This window comes from Streptomyces sp. NPDC006193, assembly GCF_040613915.1.
Lineage (GTDB): Bacteria > Actinomycetota > Actinomycetes > Streptomycetales > Streptomycetaceae > Streptomyces.
Genome location: NZ_JBEXTB010000009.1, coordinates 36,506 through 53,308, shown reverse-complemented (window position 1 = coordinate 53,308; position 16,803 = coordinate 36,506). Strand labels below are relative to the sequence as shown.

17 protein-coding genes are annotated in these 16,803 nt (G+C 72.1%); 5 read left to right on the top strand and 12 right to left on the bottom strand.

What is annotated here, in order from left to right:
- Positions 1–8: 8 nt before the first annotated feature.
- The 4 genes from ABZ261_RS11975 to ABZ261_RS11960 form a co-directional block, all read right to left on the bottom strand.
- The gene (locus ABZ261_RS11975; RefSeq protein WP_356857998.1) at positions 9–464 is read right to left on the bottom strand and encodes an Lrp/AsnC family transcriptional regulator; all 456 of its coding nucleotides are present in this window, start codon (positions 462–464) and stop codon (positions 9–11) included.
- 52 nt (positions 465–516) lie between these two features.
- The gene (locus ABZ261_RS11970; RefSeq protein WP_356857996.1) at positions 517–1,167 is read right to left on the bottom strand and encodes a UbiX family flavin prenyltransferase; all 651 of its coding nucleotides are present in this window, start codon (positions 1,165–1,167) and stop codon (positions 517–519) included.
- Positions 1,168–1,263: 96 nt separating this feature from the next.
- Entirely contained in the window at positions 1,264–2,166 is a 903-nt protein-coding gene (gene mqnP, locus ABZ261_RS11965) for a menaquinone biosynthesis prenyltransferase MqnP (protein ID WP_356857994.1), read from the bottom strand.
- Positions 2,163–3,614 (bottom strand): menaquinone biosynthesis decarboxylase, encoded by a 1,452-nt coding sequence (locus ABZ261_RS11960; RefSeq protein ID WP_356857992.1) that lies wholly within the window; start codon positions 3,612–3,614, stop codon positions 2,163–2,165. Before ABZ261_RS11960 ends, mqnP begins: the two co-directional genes overlap by 4 nt.
- Before the next feature lie 76 nt (positions 3,615–3,690).
- Here ABZ261_RS11960 and ABZ261_RS11955 point away from each other — a divergent pair, with 76 nt between their 5' ends.
- The 4 genes from ABZ261_RS11955 (at position 3,691) to ABZ261_RS11940 (ending at position 7,519) form a co-directional block, all read left to right on the top strand.
- Positions 3,691–3,999 carry a PLD nuclease N-terminal domain-containing protein gene (locus ABZ261_RS11955; protein ID WP_356857990.1) on the top strand — a complete coding sequence of 103 codons (309 nt, stop codon included), beginning with the start codon at positions 3,691–3,693 and terminating at the stop codon, positions 3,997–3,999.
- 236 nt (positions 4,000–4,235) lie between these two features.
- Complete coding sequence (locus tag ABZ261_RS11950; RefSeq protein ID WP_356857988.1) at positions 4,236–4,814, top strand: DUF6232 family protein; 579 nt, start codon at positions 4,236–4,238, stop codon at positions 4,812–4,814.
- Positions 4,811–5,164, top strand: a complete 354-nt coding sequence (locus ABZ261_RS11945; protein ID WP_356857986.1) for a hypothetical protein — start codon at positions 4,811–4,813, stop codon at positions 5,162–5,164. The genes ABZ261_RS11950 and ABZ261_RS11945 overlap by 4 nt, the downstream gene beginning before the upstream one ends.
- 807 nt (positions 5,165–5,971) lie before the next feature.
- Positions 5,972–7,519 (top strand): hypothetical protein, encoded by a 1,548-nt coding sequence (locus ABZ261_RS11940; protein WP_356857984.1) that lies wholly within the window; start codon positions 5,972–5,974, stop codon positions 7,517–7,519.
- Positions 7,520–7,548: 29 nt separating this feature from the next.
- On the opposite strand, the gene ABZ261_RS11935 is transcribed toward ABZ261_RS11940, so the two are convergent.
- From ABZ261_RS11935 to hemL, 8 genes are all read right to left on the bottom strand, one after another.
- Positions 7,549–7,950 (bottom strand): SRPBCC domain-containing protein, encoded by a 402-nt coding sequence (locus ABZ261_RS11935; RefSeq protein WP_356857982.1) that lies wholly within the window; start codon positions 7,948–7,950, stop codon positions 7,549–7,551.
- Between the two features lie 71 nt (positions 7,951–8,021).
- Entirely contained in the window at positions 8,022–9,101 is a 1,080-nt protein-coding gene (gene ccsB / locus ABZ261_RS11930; RefSeq protein WP_356857980.1) for a c-type cytochrome biogenesis protein CcsB, read from the bottom strand.
- Entirely contained in the window at positions 9,098–10,810 is a 1,713-nt protein-coding gene (locus ABZ261_RS11925) for a cytochrome c biogenesis protein ResB (protein ID WP_356857978.1), read from the bottom strand. Before ABZ261_RS11925 ends, ccsB begins: the two co-directional genes overlap by 4 nt.
- 3 nt (positions 10,811–10,813) lie before the next feature.
- On the bottom strand, positions 10,814–11,587 hold the full coding sequence (locus tag ABZ261_RS11920) for a cytochrome c biogenesis protein CcdA (RefSeq protein WP_356857976.1): 774 nt from the start codon (positions 11,585–11,587) through the stop codon (positions 10,814–10,816).
- 1 nt (position 11,588) lies between these two features.
- Positions 11,589–12,179, bottom strand: coding sequence for a TlpA disulfide reductase family protein (locus ABZ261_RS11915; RefSeq protein WP_356857974.1), 591 nt, complete (start codon positions 12,177–12,179; stop codon positions 11,589–11,591).
- A 135-nt stretch (positions 12,180–12,314) separates the two neighbouring features.
- Positions 12,315–13,613 carry a hypothetical protein gene (locus ABZ261_RS11910; protein WP_356857972.1) on the bottom strand — a complete coding sequence of 433 codons (1,299 nt, stop codon included), beginning with the start codon at positions 13,611–13,613 and terminating at the stop codon, positions 12,315–12,317.
- Between the two features lie 142 nt (positions 13,614–13,755).
- Positions 13,756–14,451, bottom strand: coding sequence for a histidine phosphatase family protein (locus ABZ261_RS11905; RefSeq protein WP_356857970.1), 696 nt, complete (start codon positions 14,449–14,451; stop codon positions 13,756–13,758).
- Positions 14,448–15,767 (bottom strand): glutamate-1-semialdehyde 2,1-aminomutase, encoded by a 1,320-nt coding sequence (hemL, locus tag ABZ261_RS11900; RefSeq protein WP_356858208.1) that lies wholly within the window; start codon positions 15,765–15,767, stop codon positions 14,448–14,450. Before hemL ends, ABZ261_RS11905 begins: the two co-directional genes overlap by 4 nt.
- 598 nt (positions 15,768–16,365) lie before the next feature.
- Between hemL and ABZ261_RS11895 the strand changes: the two genes are divergently transcribed.
- Positions 16,366–16,803, top strand: a complete 438-nt coding sequence (locus ABZ261_RS11895) for a hypothetical protein (protein ID WP_003974483.1) — start codon at positions 16,366–16,368, stop codon at positions 16,801–16,803.

The following is a 16,803-nucleotide window of genomic DNA, read 5'->3' as shown; positions in this document are numbered from 1 at the left end:
CCGTATCCCTACACCTCTTCGGGCAGTTCCCCGACCCGGTTCTCCCACTTGGTCGACAGGACGATGGTGGTGCGGGTCCGCGAGACGCCCTTGGTGCCGCTGAGCCGGCGGATGATCTTCTCCAGCCCGTCCACGTCCGTCGCCCGGACCTTGAGCATGAAGGAGTCGTCGCCGGCGATGAACCAGCAGTCCTCGATCTCCGGCAGGTCCCGCAGCCGCTGGGCGACGTCCTCGTGGTCGGCGGCGTCGGAGAGCGAGATGCCGATCAGCGCGGTGACGCCGAGGCCGAGGGAGGCCGCGTCCACCGTGGCCCGGTAGCCGGTGATGACACCGGCCGCCTCCAGCCGGTTGATGCGGTCGGTGACGCTGGGGCCCGACAGGCCGACCAGGCGCCCCAGCTCCGCGTAGGAGGCCCGCCCGTTCTCCCTCAGGGCCTGGATGAGCTGCCTGTCCACCGCGTCCATGCGATCGAAGCCTTCCGGTGAAAGTTCCTGCAGTGATGTGAGGTAGGTACTGCTACTCGTCCGCCGTGCCGCCGCCCAGTTCGCCCCGCCAGCGCCGGTACAGGCCGTGCTCGACGCCGGCCGCGTCCAGCACCCGGCCCGCGACGAAGTCGACCAGGTCCTGGATGTGCGTGGCGCCCGCGTAGAAGGCGGGCGAGGCCGGGACGACCGTGGCGCCGGCGTCGTCCAGGGCGACCAGGTGCCGCAGCGTCTGCCCGTTCAGGGGGGTCTCCCGCACGGCCACGACGAGCGTCCGGCGCTCCTTCAGCGTGACGCTCGCCGCACGCTGCAGCAGGTCCTTGGACAGGCCGAGGGCCACACCGGCCACACAGGCGGTGGAGGCGGGGACGACGAGCATGCCCTTCGCCGGGTACGAGCCCGAGGAGGGGCCGGCGGCGAGATCGCCCGCCGTCCAGTACCGCACCCCGCTGACGTCCACGTCGAACGTCCCGGGCTTGCCGTCGGCGCCGCGGGCCAGCCATGCGCGCAGGTCGTGCTGCCAGTGGGCGTCCCGGAACGAGATGCCCGTCTCGTCCCGCAGCGTCAGCCGGGAGGCCCGGCTGACCACCAGGTCCACCGCTTCCCCCGCGGTGAGCAGGGCACGCAGCACGGCAGCCGCGTACGGCGTCCCGGAAGCTCCGGACACCCCCACGATCCAAGGCACACGCCGCGTTTCTCCTGCGTTCACACCTTGAGCGTACCGGCGGGTCACACCGTGTTCAGGCCGGGTGGGTCGGGTTCGAGCCGTGGGCGCGCCGTGTCAGACGGTCAGGCCCCGGGTCAGCAGGTCCAGCAGCGCGCACACGAACAGGGCGATGCCGATGAAGCCGTTGACGCTGAAGAACGCCCGGTTCACACGGGACAGGTCGTGCGGGCGGACGATGCGGTGCTCGTAGACGAAGGCGCCCGCGACGACCAGCAGTCCCAGCCAGAAGAACGCGCCCGCGCCGGTCGCCAGGGCGTACCAGACGAACAGGGCCGTCGTGACGGTGTGGCAGGCGCGCGCGCCCCGGATCGCGGCCGGGACGCCGAAGCGCGCCGGCACCGACCTGACGCCGGCCTCGCGGTCGGCCTCGACGTCCTGGCAGGCGTAGATCAGGTCGAATCCGCCGATCCAGACGCCGACCGCGAGGCCGAGGATCACCGCGTCCCAGGACCAGGCCCCGGTGACGGCGAGCCAGCCGCCGATGGGGCCCATGGCCTGGGCGAGGCCGAGTATCGCCTGCGGGAAGTCGGTGAACCGCTTCCCGTACGGGTAGACCACCATCGGGACCACCGCGACCGGCGCCAGCGCCAGGCAGAGCGGGTTGAGCAGGGCAGCCGCCCCGAGGAAGACCGCCAGCGCGATCAGGGCGCCCGTCCAGGCGTGCCGCACCGACATCGCGCCGGTCACCAGTTCCCGGTGGGCGGTGCGCGGATTGCGGGCGTCGATCTCGCGGTCGATGATCCGGTTGACGGCCATCGCGAACGTCCGAAGACCGACCATGCAGACGGTGACGAGCAGCAGCCGGACCCAGTGGACGTTGCGGTCCCACTCGAACATCGCCGTGAGCGAGGCGATGTAGGCGAAGGGGAGCGCGAAGACCGAGTGCTCGATCATCACCAGGCGCAGGAACGCCCTGGTGCGCCCCGGCCGGGGAAGTGCCGCGGAAGCGCCGCTCACAGTCCGTACTCCTTCCAGCGGCGGTCCACCAGGGCCGCCGTGTCCGGGTCCGGCAGCACCATGTCCGGCCATCCGCCGTCGCGGGTGTAGCCCTCCTCGGGCCACTTCCTCGTCGCGTCGATGCCCGCCTTGCCGCCCCAGAACTGCTGGTAGGAGGCGTGGTCGAGGTGGTCGACGGGGCCTTCCACGACCGTGAGGTCGCGGGCGTAGTCGGTGTTGCCGAGGGCCCGCCAGGCGACCTCGTGCAGGTCGTGGACGTCGCAGTCTGCGTCCACGACCACGATCAGCTTGGTCAGGGACATCATGTGCGCCCCCCAGATGGCGTGCATCACCTTCTGCGCGTGCTTGGGGTACTTCTTGTCGATCGAGACGATGGCGCAGTTGTGGAAGCCGCCGGCCTCGGGCAGGTGGTAGTCCACGATGTCCGGGACGATGATCTTGAGCAGGGGCAGGAAGAAGCGTTCCGTGGCGCGGCCGAGCGGGCCGTCCTCCGTCGGGGGCCGGCCGACCACGATCGACTGGAGCAGGGGGCGCCTGCGCATGGTCACGCAGTCGATCCGCAGCGCCGGGAAGGGCTCCTGCGGGGTGTAGAAGCCGGTGTGGTCGCCGAAGGGGCCCTCGGGCAGCATCTCGCCGGGCTCCAGCCAGCCCTCCAGGACGACCTCGGCCTGCGCGGGCACCTGGAGCGGGACCGTCCTGCAGTCGACCATCTCGACGCGCTTGCCCGCGAGGAACCCGGCGAAGAGGTATTCGTCGATGTCGCCGGGGAGCGGGGCGGTGGAGGCGTAGGTGACGGCGGGCGGGCAGCCGAAGGCGATGGCGACGGGCAGCCGCTCGCCCCGGCGCGCGGCCACCTGGTAGTGGTTCCGGCTGTCCTTGTGGATCTGCCAGTGCATGCCGATGGTGCGCTTGTCGTGGCGCTGCAGCCGGTACAGGCCGAGGTTGCGCACGCCGGACTCGGGGTCCTTGGTGTGGGTCAGCCCCAGGTTGAAGAAGGACCCGCCGTCCTTGGGCCAGGTGAACAGGGCCGGGAGCCGGTCGAGGTCCACCTCGTCGCCGTGCAGGACGACCTCCTGCACGGGGGCCTCCTTCACCTTCTTCGGCGGGACGTGGGCCATCGCGCCGAGCTTGCCGAAGGCCTCGCGCACCCCGACGAAGCCGTGCGGCAGCTCGGGCCGCAGCAGGCCGCCGATCCTGTCGGAGATCTCGGCGTACGACTTCAGCCCCAGCGCCTTCAGCAGGCGGCGGTCGGTGCCGTACACGTTCATGGCGAGGGGCATGTCCGAGCCGCGTACGTTCTCGAAGAGCAGCGCCGGGCCGCCGGACTTCTGCACCCGGTCGACGATCTCTCCGACTTCCAGGTAGGGGTCGACCTCGGCCTTGATGCGCTTGAGGTCGCCCTCGCGCTCCAGCGCCCGCAGCAGGGAGCGAAGATCGTCGTAAGCCATGTGTCCCAGTATCGGCCACCCGCTACGCTGGCCCGGTCACCAGGGTCGTCTCACGGCATGGGGGGTACGCGCGGCCATGCTCAGGTATCTGCCGTTCCTGCTGGTGCTCGCGTTGTGGATCTACGCCTTCGTGGACTGCCTGAACACGCCCGAGGAAGAGGTGCGCCACCTGCCCAAGGCGGTGTGGGTGCTCATCGTCCTGCTGTTCGGGGAGGTGCTGGTCGGGCCGGTCGCCTGGCTGGTCACCGGCAAGGTCCGGCAGACCCCCGCGGGCGGTTCCGCGCGCTCGGGGCGGCGCGGCGGCGCCGGGGGCTGGGTCGCCCCCGACGACAACCCGGAGTTCCTGCGGTCCCTGGACGGGGACGACCCCCCACCCGGCAAGTGAGCCCCCGTCAACTCCCTCTCCGCGGTTGGCTTTAACCACTTGCCAGGTCCTGACCGGGGTGGGGTTAATGGTCGTCAGCGAGAACGAGGGATCGCCTGACCTCTGGGGGACGGATGAAGACCGGTGAGCCGCCCGAGCGACCGGCCCACGCACCGCCGGCCGAGCCGCCGGCCGCCCCGGCCCGCCCGCCCGCCGCTCCGGCCGGGCCGCCGGGTGCGGGGCCCACCGGGCCGCCCATGCCGGACGTGCCGCCGCCGGCCCGGACCGCGCCGCCGGCCACCGTCGAGCTGCGGGTCAGCAAACGCCTGCTGTGGATCGGCTCCGCCGTCTACCCGCTGCACAACATCGCCCGCGTCCACACCTTCCTGCTGCGGCCGCGGCGCAAGGAGGCGGTGCTGCGGTTCCTGCGGTACGCCGCCGGGACGCTGCTCGTCGCTTTCGTCGCCATGCTGCCGGGCCTGCCCTCCCTGGCCTTCGAGGGCCCGGAGTCGGGCGCGGCCGGTTACGTGGCCTGGGTCTGGATCCTCGCCGCCGGCGTGGTCGTCTGGTTCTTCATCGAGATGATGTCCGTGCTGACGGCCACCCCGCACCACGTCCTCGCCGTGGAGACGTCCGCCGCCTCCACCGGCGTGGTGACCAGCCAGGACCCGCGGTACCTGGAGCGGCTCGTCGGCCAGATCTCGTACGCCATCGAGCATCCCGACACGGAGTTCCGGGTGACGGTGGAGCGCCTCACCGTCTCGCCGAACCACTACTACTTCGGCGACAACGTCAACATGTACGGCGGCAACGGAAACGTGGGGATCTCGGGATGAGCGGCGACCACTACTACTACGGCGACAACGTGAACATGTACGGCGGCCGGCAGAACCAGGGCATCGTCAGGAATGCGACGGGCGCCGGCGCGGGCGAGCCGAACCCGGCGCTGGTCGCCGCCCTCGCCGAACTGCACCGGCTGATCGGCGAGCTGCGCGCCCAGGTGCCGGCCCCCAGCGCCCGGCTGCTGGACGAGTCCCTGCCCGCCCTCACCGCGGACGCGGCCGTGCCCGCGCAGGAGCGGCACCGGGCGCTGATGGCGATCGCCGGCATCGCCGCCACGGTCGGCGCGGTCGGCCAGCCGGTGGCCCAGGCGGTGCAGGCGATCACCGGCCTGCTGGGCGGCTAGTACGCCGCGCCGGTCCGGCCGGATCGCGCCGGTCGCCCGCGGGAGCCTCCCGGCGGTTTCGTGACGCGCGGGGCGGCGCCGCCCCTGGCCGGAACAACTTCCCCTTCCTACACTTGAGTTGGGGGGGGATGCGGTGCACAGACGGTCGTGCGGTCACAGGGCGCCGTCCGGCGCGGGTCCGGCCGGCCTCGCGCCGGGCCTCCTCGCATCGCGCGACGCCTGCCGGGGGCGCGCGCCGGCTGCGCTGATCGGCTGCGCCGCGCACCGGCCCGCCGCCTTTCGGCCGGTGTGCGCCGGACAGCCCGCGGTTCCGGTGCCGGGCGGCCGGCGGATCACTTCCCGGGTACGGCCGGGGCCGTACCCGGTCCCGGTGGCCGCGCGCGGCCCCGACGGCACCGGCTCCGCACGGACCCACCGGGAAGCCGGACGCCTCCCGCCGCGGATCGACGGCGACCCACCCCCCGGCGGGACCACCCGGCCGGCGAGGGCGGCTGCCGCGGCGGCCCGGAGGGCACCGGCGCCGGGCCGCTCGTGCCGGACGCCCTCCGGAAGACGCCCGCACAGCGCACCACCGGAGCCACGCGCCTGCGCCGCGGCCCACGGCGCCACCGGCCGCGGCGGCCGGCAGCCCGCGGTGGCGCCCGGCCGGACGCGCGCCGGGCCGCGGGCGCGGACACGGCGGCCGCCGCACGAGGTGGGGGCCGCCGTGTCCGCCCGGGACCGGTCCGCGGCGGCGACGGGCGGGCGCACGGTGAGCGGTGACGACAGCGCGGACGACGGTCCGGACCACGGCAGCGGGGAGGCGTGATGACACGCAGAGGTGTGGGCACGTGGCTGCGCGAGGGCGTGTGGGAGATCCCGCTGCGCCGCTACACGGCCCTGCTGGCGGCGGCGGCCCTGGTGGCCGGACTGGTGTCCGCGGCCCGCGTCCTGCTGCACGAGGACCGGTCCTGCGCGCCGGGGGTGACCCGGCCCGAGGGCAGCGACGAGTGCGTGGGCGTGGCGACGGGGACGTACGACTTCGGGCAGTCCCGGCTGCGGGACGTGGTCCGGGCGATCGGCCGGGAGAACGCCCGCCTGAAGCCCGGCGGTCAGGTGACGGTGGCGCTGATGCTGCCGTACACCTCGACCTCCCCGACGAACCTGAACGACATCCGGCACCAGCTCCAGGGCGCCTATCTGGCCCAGTACCGGGCCAACCACGAGGCCAACGGGGAGCGCCCGCAGATCCGGCTGGTGCTCGCCGCACCGGGCGCGACCGGCGAGCACTGGCGGCGGACGGTCGACCAGCTGACCGCGATGACGACGAGCGGGGACCGGCTGCGGGCGGTCGCGGGCATCGGGCAGAGCACCGACGCCAACAAGCAGGCCGTCCGGGAGCTGACCCGGCGCGGCATCCCGGTGATCGGCTCCACCATCACCGCCGACGACCTGGCCAACGGGCAGGGCGGCGCTGACCCCTACCCGGGGCTGGCCCGGGTGGCGCCGACCAACACGGACGAGGCCCGCGCGCTGGCCTCCTTCGCGAAGGTGAGCGCGGGCAGGGCGCTGCTGGTGTACGACCGGCCCGGCGACCCGTACACGCGGACGCTGCAGCGGTCGTTCGCGGCGCTGCTGAAGGGCTCGCCGTACGAGCCGCAGCCGTTCACCCCGCCCGCCGACCGGAGCGAGGAGGGCACCACCGCGAACACCTTCCGGCAGATCACCCACCTGGTGTGCGACACCGACCGGCAGACGGACACGATCCTGTTCGCGGGCCGGCACACCCAGTTGCGGCAGTTCATCAACGCCCTGGGCGGGCGCGGCTGCCAGAGCCGGCGGTTCACGGTGCTGACCGGCGACGAGGCCTCGTACCTGACCCACGAGAAGGACCTGGACCGCGACGCGCTGCGGCACAACCTGTCCGTCCGCTACACCTCCCTCGCCCACCCGGACGCCTGGACGAAGTCACCGGCGAGGACGGGCGGCTCGGCGGCCGACTTCGCGGCGCTGCGCCGGCTGCTGACGGCCGCGGCCCGCGGGCCGGTGGGCCCGATCGGGCCGGTCGCGCTGGACGACGGACAGCTGATCATCGGCTACGACACCCTGACCCTCGCGGTGCACGGCATCCGCGAGGCCGTGCCGGCCGGCCGGACCGTGCCGGCGCTCAGGGACGTCGGCCTGCAGTGGCCGCAGGTCAAGGGCTCGCTGCGGGTGAACGGGGCGAGCGGCTGGATCTGCCTGGACGTGCACGGCAACCCCTACGACAAGGCGGTGCCGATCGTGGAGCTGACCCCCGGCGGCGCCTCCCACTTCGTCCGCGTCGCCTGGCCGGAGGGGCATCCCCCGGCCGGGGAGTGCCTGCCGCCGTCGTAGGCCGTGCCCGGCCGGGGGCGACCCCAGGGTCAGGCCGGTTCCAGGGTGTCGATCAGCCGCTCGAACCGGGCGCGCCAGCGCTGCTCCGTCTCCTCCTCGCCCTGGAACTCGTGCAGGAAGCGGAGCGCGCTGCCGTGCTCGCCGTCCCGCTCCAGATGGAAGCGGATGCGGCCGCCGGGCTCGACCGTGTACTCGGCGACACGGTCCACGTCCCACGCGGTGATCTCCCCGCTGCCCGCGTCGCGCAGGGTGACGGCGCCGCCGAGCCGGGGTTCGAGCACGTCGGCGGGGGTGAACCAGGCGGCGAGCCCCTCGGGCGTGGCCACCGCGGGCCAGACGTCCTCCATCCGCCGCGGGAGCCGCACCACGAAGTGCAGGATGTGCGTGTTCCCGTGGGTCTGGCTGGTGCCCTGTGCGATGGAACCGCTCATGACACCAGCCTGCCCCCGGCGCCGGGGACGCGCACGCGGCCGGCCGGGCCGCCCAAGGGCGCGTGCGCGTCCTACACGCCCGCGTAGGAGTGCTTGCCGCTGACGAAGATGTTGACGCCGTAGTAGTTGAACAGCCAGCAGCCGAAGGCGAGCAGGGCCAGGTAGGCGGCCTTGCGGCCCTTCCAGCCGGCCGTGGCCCGCGCGTGCAGGTAGCAGGCGTAGGCGATCCAGGTGATGAAGGACCAGGTCTCCTTCGGGTCCCAGTTCCAGTACCGGCCCCAGGCGTCGCCCGCCCAGATCGCGCCCGCGATGATCGTGAACGTCCACAGCGGGAAGACGGCCGCGTTGACCCGGTAGGAGAACTTGTCCAGGGAGGCGGAGGCGGGCAGCCGCTCCAGCACCGAGGTCGCGAAGGAGCCCGGCCGGCCGCCCGACTGGAGCTTGGCCTCGTAGGAGTCCTTGAACAGGTACAGGATCGTGGAGACCGCGCCCACGTAGAAGACGGCGCCGCAGAAGATCGCGGTGGAGACGTGGATGTACAGCCAGTACGAGTGCAGGGCGGGCACGAGCTGGTCGCTGGCCGTGTACAGCACGGTGACCGCGAGACCCAGGTCGAGCAGGACCGTCGTGATGAGGAACAGGCCGAGCCAGCGCACGTTCTTCTTCAGGGCGAGCAGCGTCAGGTACACGCCGACGGCGACCGTGGAGAAGGTGATGTTGAACTCGTACATGTTGCCCCACGGCGCCCGTTCCACGGAGGCCGCGCGGGCGACGACGCCGCCCAGCTCCACGAGGAAGGCGAGCGCGGTGAGCGAGACGGCGATCCGGCCGTACAGGTCGCCCTGGACGTCCCCGCCGTGCGCGCCGGGCCCGTCCGGCACGTCCCGCGCGCCGGAGGCCGAGCGGACGACGACCTCGGGCCGCTCCAGCACGGCGGTGCCGCCGGCCTTCCGCACGGTGACGGCCGGGGCCTCGGAGCGGCGGGGGGCGGCGGTGAGCGCGGCGGCCGTGCGGGCGACCTTGCTGCGGCTGCCGAGGAGCCATTCGGCGATGTACGCGAAGAAGGCCAGGGTGTAGACGGCCATCGACGAGTAGATCAGCGTGTTGCTGATGCTCGCGAGATGTTCGTTGGTTGCGGCGGCGAGAGTCACTTCTCAGCCCCTTCGGCAGGTACGGCTGGAACTTCGGAGGAGTCGTGGTCGGGGCCGGGCGCCCCCGGCGCCCGGTCGTAGAGGATCCCGGCGAGGTCGGCCAGTTCCTCGGGCACCTTGGCGGACTCGCTGCGGCCGAGCCCGGCCATCTCGACGACCGTGACGCCGTCGTCGCCGCGCACCGCCCGCACCCAGACGCGGCGGCGCTGGATGAACAGGGACCCGGCCAGGCCGAGGATCGCGGCGACGGCGCCGCCGAGGGCCCAGCCGCCGCCCGGCTCCTGCACGATCTCGAAGCCGGCCCACTCCTTGACGTCCTTCTCGAAGGTGAGGGACCCGGCGCCGTTCGGCAGCGTGAGCGTGTCGCCCGGCTTGAGGAGCTTCTTCAGCAGCTTGCCGTCGGCGTCCTTGAACGCCGTCATGTGCTTCTTGTCGAGCTGGTACACGCTCTGCGGGAGGCCCGAGTTCACACCGAGATCGCCGTGGTAGGCGTTCACCGCGAGCACCGGGTTCACCAGCGCCGGGTACTGCGAGAGCATCGTGCCGCTGCGGGGGTCGAAGGTCGGCACGAAGAACGCCTGGAAGCCGAGCTGGTCCTTCCTGCCCCGCGCGTCCCGGTAGCCGTCCATCACCTTCACCACGCCGTTGGAGGTGACGTTGCCGTCGAGCGGCAGCAGCGGGACGGCGTCGCGGAAGACGACCTGGCCCCTGCCGTCGCGGACGGTGATGACGGGCGCGTAGCCGTGGCTGACCAGGTAGACCTTGGCGTCGTCGATCTTCAGCGGCGCGTTGACCTTGATGGTGGCCGGCTTCTGCCCGCCGTACGCGCCCACGCTGTAGCGGATCTTCGCCTCGAAGGTGCGCGGGGTGCCGCGGTTGGGTCCGCTCGCCTCGTAGGTGCCCTTGAAGTCCTTCAGGTCGAAGCTGAACGGCACCAGGTCGTCGTTGCGGAACAGGCTGCCGGACTTCATGTCGTCGTACATCGGCAGCGCGTTGGAGAAGCCGTCGCCCTCGACCATCAGCTTGGTGCCGTCCGACTTGTACAGCTGGCCGGAGGCGAAGGCGACCAGCAGCACGATCAGGGCGATGTGGAAGACCAGGTTGCCGACCTCGCGCAGGTAGCCCTTCTCGGCGGCGACGGCGTCACCGGCGACGTGGGTGCGGAAGCGGCGCTTCGCCAGCAGGGCGAGCGCGGCCTCGCGGACCTGCTCCGGCTCGGCCCGCGTACGCCACGTCGTGTACGCGGGCAGCCGGGTCAGCCGCTGGGGCGCGGCGGGCGGGCGGCCGCGCAGCTGGCCGGCGAACTGCCAGGTGCGCGGGACGATGCAGCCGATCAGGGAGACGAACAGCAGGATGTAGATCGCGGAGAACCACACCGAGCTGTAGACGTGGAACAGGCCGAGCTTGTCGTAGACCGGCGCCAGCGTCCGGTGGGCGGCGCGGAAGTCCTCCACCTTGCTCGCGTCGGCGCCGGTCTGCGGGATCAGCGAGCCGGGGATCGCGGCGAGCGAGAGCAGCAGGAGCAGCAGCAGCGCGACGCGCATCGAGGTCAGCTGCCGCCAGAACCAGCGCGCCCAGCCGACGGCGCCGAACGCCGCCGGGGCGGCGGACTCCTCCGCGGACTCCTCCTGCGGCGCGGTGGACAGCCGGGAGCCGGCCGTCCCGAGGTCCTCCTGGTCCCGGCTGCTGCCGGTGTCGGTCTTGCTCATCGGTCAGATCCCCACATCGAAGCCGTCGGACCAGGTCTGCATCTGCTGGATCAGCGCGCTCCAGGCTCCGGTCAGCAGCAGCGCACCGGTCAGGATCATCATCGAGCCCCCGATGCGCATCACCCAGACATGGTGGCGCTTGACCCACGCGAAAGCACCGAGGGCCTTGCGGAACGCGATCGCGGTGAGGAGGAACGGGACGCCCAGGCCGAGGCAGTAGACGATCATCAGCAGGGAGCCCCGCGCGGCGCTCGACTCGTTGAGGGAGAGGATGTTCACCGAGGACAGGGTCGGGCCCATGCAGGGCGTCCAGCCGACGCCGAAGAGGGCGCCGAGGAGCGGCGCCCCCACCAGGCCGCCGGTGGGGCGCCGGTGGAAGCGGAACTCGCGCATGGTGAACCAGGGCAGCAGCCCCATGAAGAACACGCCCATGACGATCATGAGCAGGCCGAGCACCTTGGACAGCGGGCCCTGGTACTCGATCAGGTGGGAGCCGAAGTACCCGAACAGCGCCCCGGTGGAGACGAACACGGCGCTGAAGCCGAGCACGAACAGGGAGGCGCCGGCGACCATCCGCCCCCGCCCGGCCTCGGCCAGGTCGGTGCCCGCGACGCCCGTCACATAGGAGAGGTAGCCGGGGACCAGCGGCAGCACACAGGGCGAGAAGAAGGAGACGAGCCCGGCGAGCAGGGCGATCGGCAGGGCGACCGGCAGGGCGCCGTGCATGACCGTCTGGTTGCGGCCCGTCTCCGCGGCCAGCGTCAGCAGCGCGCTCACGTCACTTCTCCGCGAGGACCGGCTGGAGCATCTTCAGCAGGGCCGTGTCGTCGAGCGCCTCCAGGGCGCGCGCGGCGACCCGGCCGTGCCGGTCGATGACGAGGGTGGAGGGGATGAGCTGCGGGTTGAGGGTGCCCTTGCGGAAGCGGAGCATCAGCTTGCCGGTGGGGTCGTACAGGCTCGGGTACTCCACCCCGTGGTCCTTCTCGAAGGCGATCGCGGGGGTGGTGCTGCTGTCCCGGGTGTTGATGCCGACGAACTGGACGCCCTTGCCGGCGTAGGCCTTGGACACCTTGGCGAAGTACTTCGCCTCCTCGCGGCAGGGGCCGCACCACGAGCCCCAGACGTTGAGGACGACGACCTTGCCCCGGTAGTCGGCGACGTCGAGGGTCTTGCCGTCGATGGTCTTGCCGGACAGGTCCGGGGCCGCGGCGCGCTTGCCGGCCGGGACGGTGTCGATGCCGTTGCGGCCGGTGATGAAGTGGGTGTCGCCGCCGCTGCCGGAGGTGCCGCCCTCACCGCACGCGGACAGGGTCAGGGCCGCGACGGCGGCCACGGCGCTGAGCAGGACGGCGCGGCTACGGGTACTCATGTGAAAAGTTTCGCATGCCTGTTCCGGCGGTTTCGCCCACCCCCCTGCGGGGCGGAAAACCGCATTTCAGGGCGTTTTTACACGGGACATAGCGGACACGAGCCGCGTCTCAGGCGGTGTCCGGGGAGGCCGGCGCTACGCCCCCCGCCTGCTCGCCGACCGGGATGCGCCGCCGCGCAGGAACTCCTTGAAGCCCCCGGCGGGCCGCTGCCCGACCTCCAGCGTCCGCAGCCTGGCGAGCACCTCGGGCTTCTGCACGTCCATCCAGTCCACGAACTGCCGGAAGGAGACCAGCCGCACGTCGGCCCCCTTCTCCTTCTCCCGCGCGATGTGCAGGAAGGCCTCCTCGACGGCGTCCATGTAGATGCCGCCGTTCCACTGCTCGAAGTGGTTGCCGATGAAGAACGGCGCCCGGTTCGTCTCGAAGGCCCGCCGGAAGCCCTGGATGTACGCCTGCGCGGCCTGCCTGCGCCAGGCGGGGTGGTTGTGGGCGGGCGCCCTGGTCGAGTTCACGGACTGGTTGGCGAGCATGTTGTAGTCCATGGACAGCACCTCGAAGGAACGACCGGGGAAAGGTATCTGCTGCAGGGGCAGGTCCCATATGCCGAGCCTCTTCCCCGGCCACACCTGACGGCCGCCCGGCGAGGAGGCGTCGTAGCGCCAGCCCAGCGCGCGGGCGGTGGGCAGCAGCCTGTCCTGGCCGAGCAGGCAGGGCGTGCGGCCGCCGACCAGCTCCTTGTCGTAGTCGAACGGCAGGGACGGCAGATGGGTCCAGCCGGTGTTGGTCCGCCACTCCTTCACGAACGCCTTGGCCTGCCGGATCTCGTCCCGCCACTGCCGCGGGGTCCAGTTGCCGACCGAGCCGGCGCCGCCGCAGAAGTGCCCGTTGAAGTGGGTGCCGATCTCGTGGCCCTCCAGCCAGGCCCGGCGGACGTTGGCCAGGGTGGCCTTGATGTGCGGGTCGCTGAGGTAGCCGATGTCGGAGGCGCCGCGCGGGTTGTTCGGGGGCTCGTACAGCCGCTTCTTCGACTCGGGCAGCAGATACAGGCCCGAGAGGAAGAAGGTCATGCTCGCGCCGTGTTCCCTGGCCAGGTCCAGGAAGCGCGGGAACAGGCCGTTGCCGACCTCGCCGGCGCCGTCCCAGGAAAAGATCACGAACTGCGGCGGCGTCTGCCCCGGCTCGAGCGGCTCGGGCGCGGCCGGCTGGTGCGGCTGCCGGCCGGTGAAGGAGGTCGAGCCGTCGCCGAGCGGCCGCGCCGGACGGGCGGCGCTCCGGCCCCCGTGCGCGCTCCTGCCCTGGCCGGAACCGTGCGGGCGCCCGGTGCCGTCCGAGGACGTGAGGGTTCCGCAGCCGGAGAGCGACGCGGCGGCGGCCGCCCCCGCGCCGAGGCCGAGTGCTCCCCTCCGGGAGAGGGTCCGGGACAAGGTGCGCATGGAAAATCCCCGATTCGTCGCGCCTGCTGATCACCCAGCAAGAGGGCACGACGATCGGGGAGGTTCCGATACTTCTTATGCTTTTCTCAACGGATACCGTAAAAGTGCGCTAAGCCACGTCAAACGGACCGTCAGTAACCGGTCAGGCCCCGAAGGCCTTCCCCTGGGCCGTGCCCCTGCCCTTCTGGGGCCTGGCGCCGGCGCGCAGATGGACCGGGACCAGGTCGAGGGCGGGCTCGCTGTAGCCGACCGACACGATCCTGTCCCCCCGGTAGGTGAACGTCGTCAGGGACGCGAGCGTGCACTGCCGCTTGCGCGGATCGTGCCACAGCCGCCGCCGCTCGACGTACGACCGCACGATCCAGATCGGCAGCTGGTGGCTGACCAGCACCGCCTCGTGCCCGCGCGCCCGGTCCTTGGCCGCGTTCAGCGCGCCCATCATCCGGACCACCTGGTCGACGTACGGCTCGCCCCAGGACGGCCGGAACGGATTGACCAGGTGCTTCCAGTTGTCCGGCTTGCGCAGCGCGCCGTCCCCGACGCCGAACGTCCTGCCCTGGAAGACGTTGTCCGCCTCGATGAGCCGCTCGTCGGTGTCCAGGTCCAGCCCGTGCGCCTTGGCGATCGGGGTGGCCGTCTCCTGCGCCCGCTCCAGCGGCGAGGCGCAGACGTAGGTCACGTCCCGCGGGGCGAGGTGCTCGGCGACCCGGTCGGCCATCTGCCGCCCCAGCTCGGAGAGGTGGTAGCCGGGCAGCCGCCCGTACAGGATCCCGTCCGGGTTCTCCACCTCGCCGTGCCGCATCAGGTGGACGACGGTGACGTCCTTGCTGTCGCTCATTCTGCCGTGGCCTCCGCAGCCGCACGGGCCGCCGCCGGAAGGGCGTCGGCGATCTTCTGGATGGCCCGCTCGTCGTGGGCCGTGGACACGAACCAGGACTCGAACGACGACGGCGGCAGGTAGACGCCGTTCGCCAGCATCGCGTGGAAGAACGCGGTGTAGCGGTACGACTCCTGCCGCTTGGCGTCCTCGTAGGTGCGCACCTGCCGGTCCGTGAAGAACACGGAGAACATGTTCGAGGCGGTCTGCAGCCGGTGCGCGACGCCCTCCTTGCTCAGCGCCTCCCCGACGAGCGTCCGGATCTGCTCGGACACGGCGTCGAGCCGCTGGTACGCGGCGTCGTCGAGCAGCCGGAGCTGGGCGAGCCCGGCGGCGGTGGCGACCGGGTTCCCGGAGAGGGTGCCCGCCTGGTACACGGGACCTGCCGGGGCGAGGTGGGCCATGACGTCGGCGCGCCCGCCGAACGCGGCCGCGGGGAACCCGCCGCCCATGACCTTGCCGAAGGTCATCAGGTCGGGGGTGACGCCCTCCACGCCGTACCACCCGGCGCGGCTGGTGCGGAAGCCGGTCATGACCTCGTCGGAGATGAACAGGGCGCCGTTCTCGCGGCAGGCGTCCTTGAGGCCCTGGTTGAAACCGGGGTCCGGCGGCACGACGCCCATGTTGCCCGGCGAGGCCTCGGTGATCACGCAGGCGATCTCGCCCGGGTGCCGGTGGAAGGCCTCCTGCACCGCCTCCAGGTCGTTGTACGGCAGCACGATCGTGTCGCCGGCCTGCGCGCCGGTGACGCCGGGCGTGTCGGGCAGCGCGAAGGTGGCGACGCCCGAGCCGGCCGCGGCGAGCAGCGAGTCGACGTGCCCGTGGTAGCACCCGGCGAACTTGATCACCTTGGACCGCCGGGTGAACCCGCGGGCCAGCCGGATGGCCGACATGGTCGCCTCGGTCCCGCTGCTGACGAGCCGCACCTGCTCCACGGGCTCGACGCGGGCGACGATCTCCTCGGCGAGCGCGACCTCACCCTCACCGGGCGTGCCGAAGGACGTGCCGCGGGCGACGGCCTCCTGGACGGCGGCGACGACCTCGGGGTGCGCGTGCCCGAGGATCATCGGCCCCCAGGAGCACACGAGGTCGACGTACTCGCGTCCGTCGGCGTCGGTGAGGTGCGCCCCCTTGCCGGACACCATGAACCGGGGGGTGCCGCCGACGGCGCGGAAGGCGCGCACCGGCGAGTTCACACCGCCCGGGGTGACGGCACAGGCGCGGTCGAAGAGCGCCTGTGAGGCGGGCGCGTCGTACGGATAGGGCGTTTCGCTCAGGGCACTCATGACGTGCGGCTTCTCCGGCTTCTCGGGCTCCGGTTGCGGGGTGACCTCCTCAGGGTAGGCCGCGCCCCGGCCGGACCGTGGGCGGCCTCAAGATCAAAGCGCTGTCGACGCGGCGGGCATCTGCGAGACTGAGACCTGATACACAAAGCTCCCGCGCACGTACTCATCGGTGGCCGGACGATCAGAGACCGGAAAGGCCCCGCGGACTGTTGTTCCACCGCACGTTTCGGCGGGCGGCCGCGGGGGAGGTCACTGACACGATGATCGGGTTGCGCGGCGGGGGCCACGCGTCCTAGAAAAGCAGTCGGGTGGAGATATGCATCGCGGTGGCGGACTGGGCGAGGGGACTGACGACCTGGGTCCTCGACGTGCCCGGCGGGGAAGGCACCGGCGCGACGCGGAGGAAACGACCGAGACACGTCAGGCACAGGGTGTACCGAGCGAGCCCGAGCGGTACGACCGGCAGATCGACCGAGAGCTCGACCGGGAGCTCGACCAGCGGCGGGACCGCCTGCTGGATCGGCCGACCGACCGCCGGCTCGACCACCGGGTCGACCGCCTCCGGGCGGGGAGCAGGAATGGTGGTCGAGTGGGGGTGACGTACAAATACTTCGGCGCGCCGGACGGTGCGACGGCGGCTCGCGTTCCCATCTCGATGCGTCCCGAGGAACTCGGCGGCGACGAGCTGGGCATGAACGGCATGTTCACCAAGATCAAGCCCGAGACGATGGCCGCGATGGTCCTGACCGGCATCGAAGGCGTCCCCCTGCACAAGGTGCCGCCCCTGGAACTGGTCGTCCTGCACCCCGACTACGCGGTCGTCAAACTCCCCATGACGGTCGTCGACCCCCTCCGCGGCATCGGCGAGGAGGCGGTCGGCGCGGCGGCCTTCATCTGGTCGACGGTCCCGGACCGGGGCGGCCCGCGCGACGCGTTCAACGTCTACCAACTCCTGCACGAGTGGCAGGACTTCAGCCACCGCCTGCACGAGGCGGGACACCAGCCGTACTGCCTGGTGTGGCCCTGA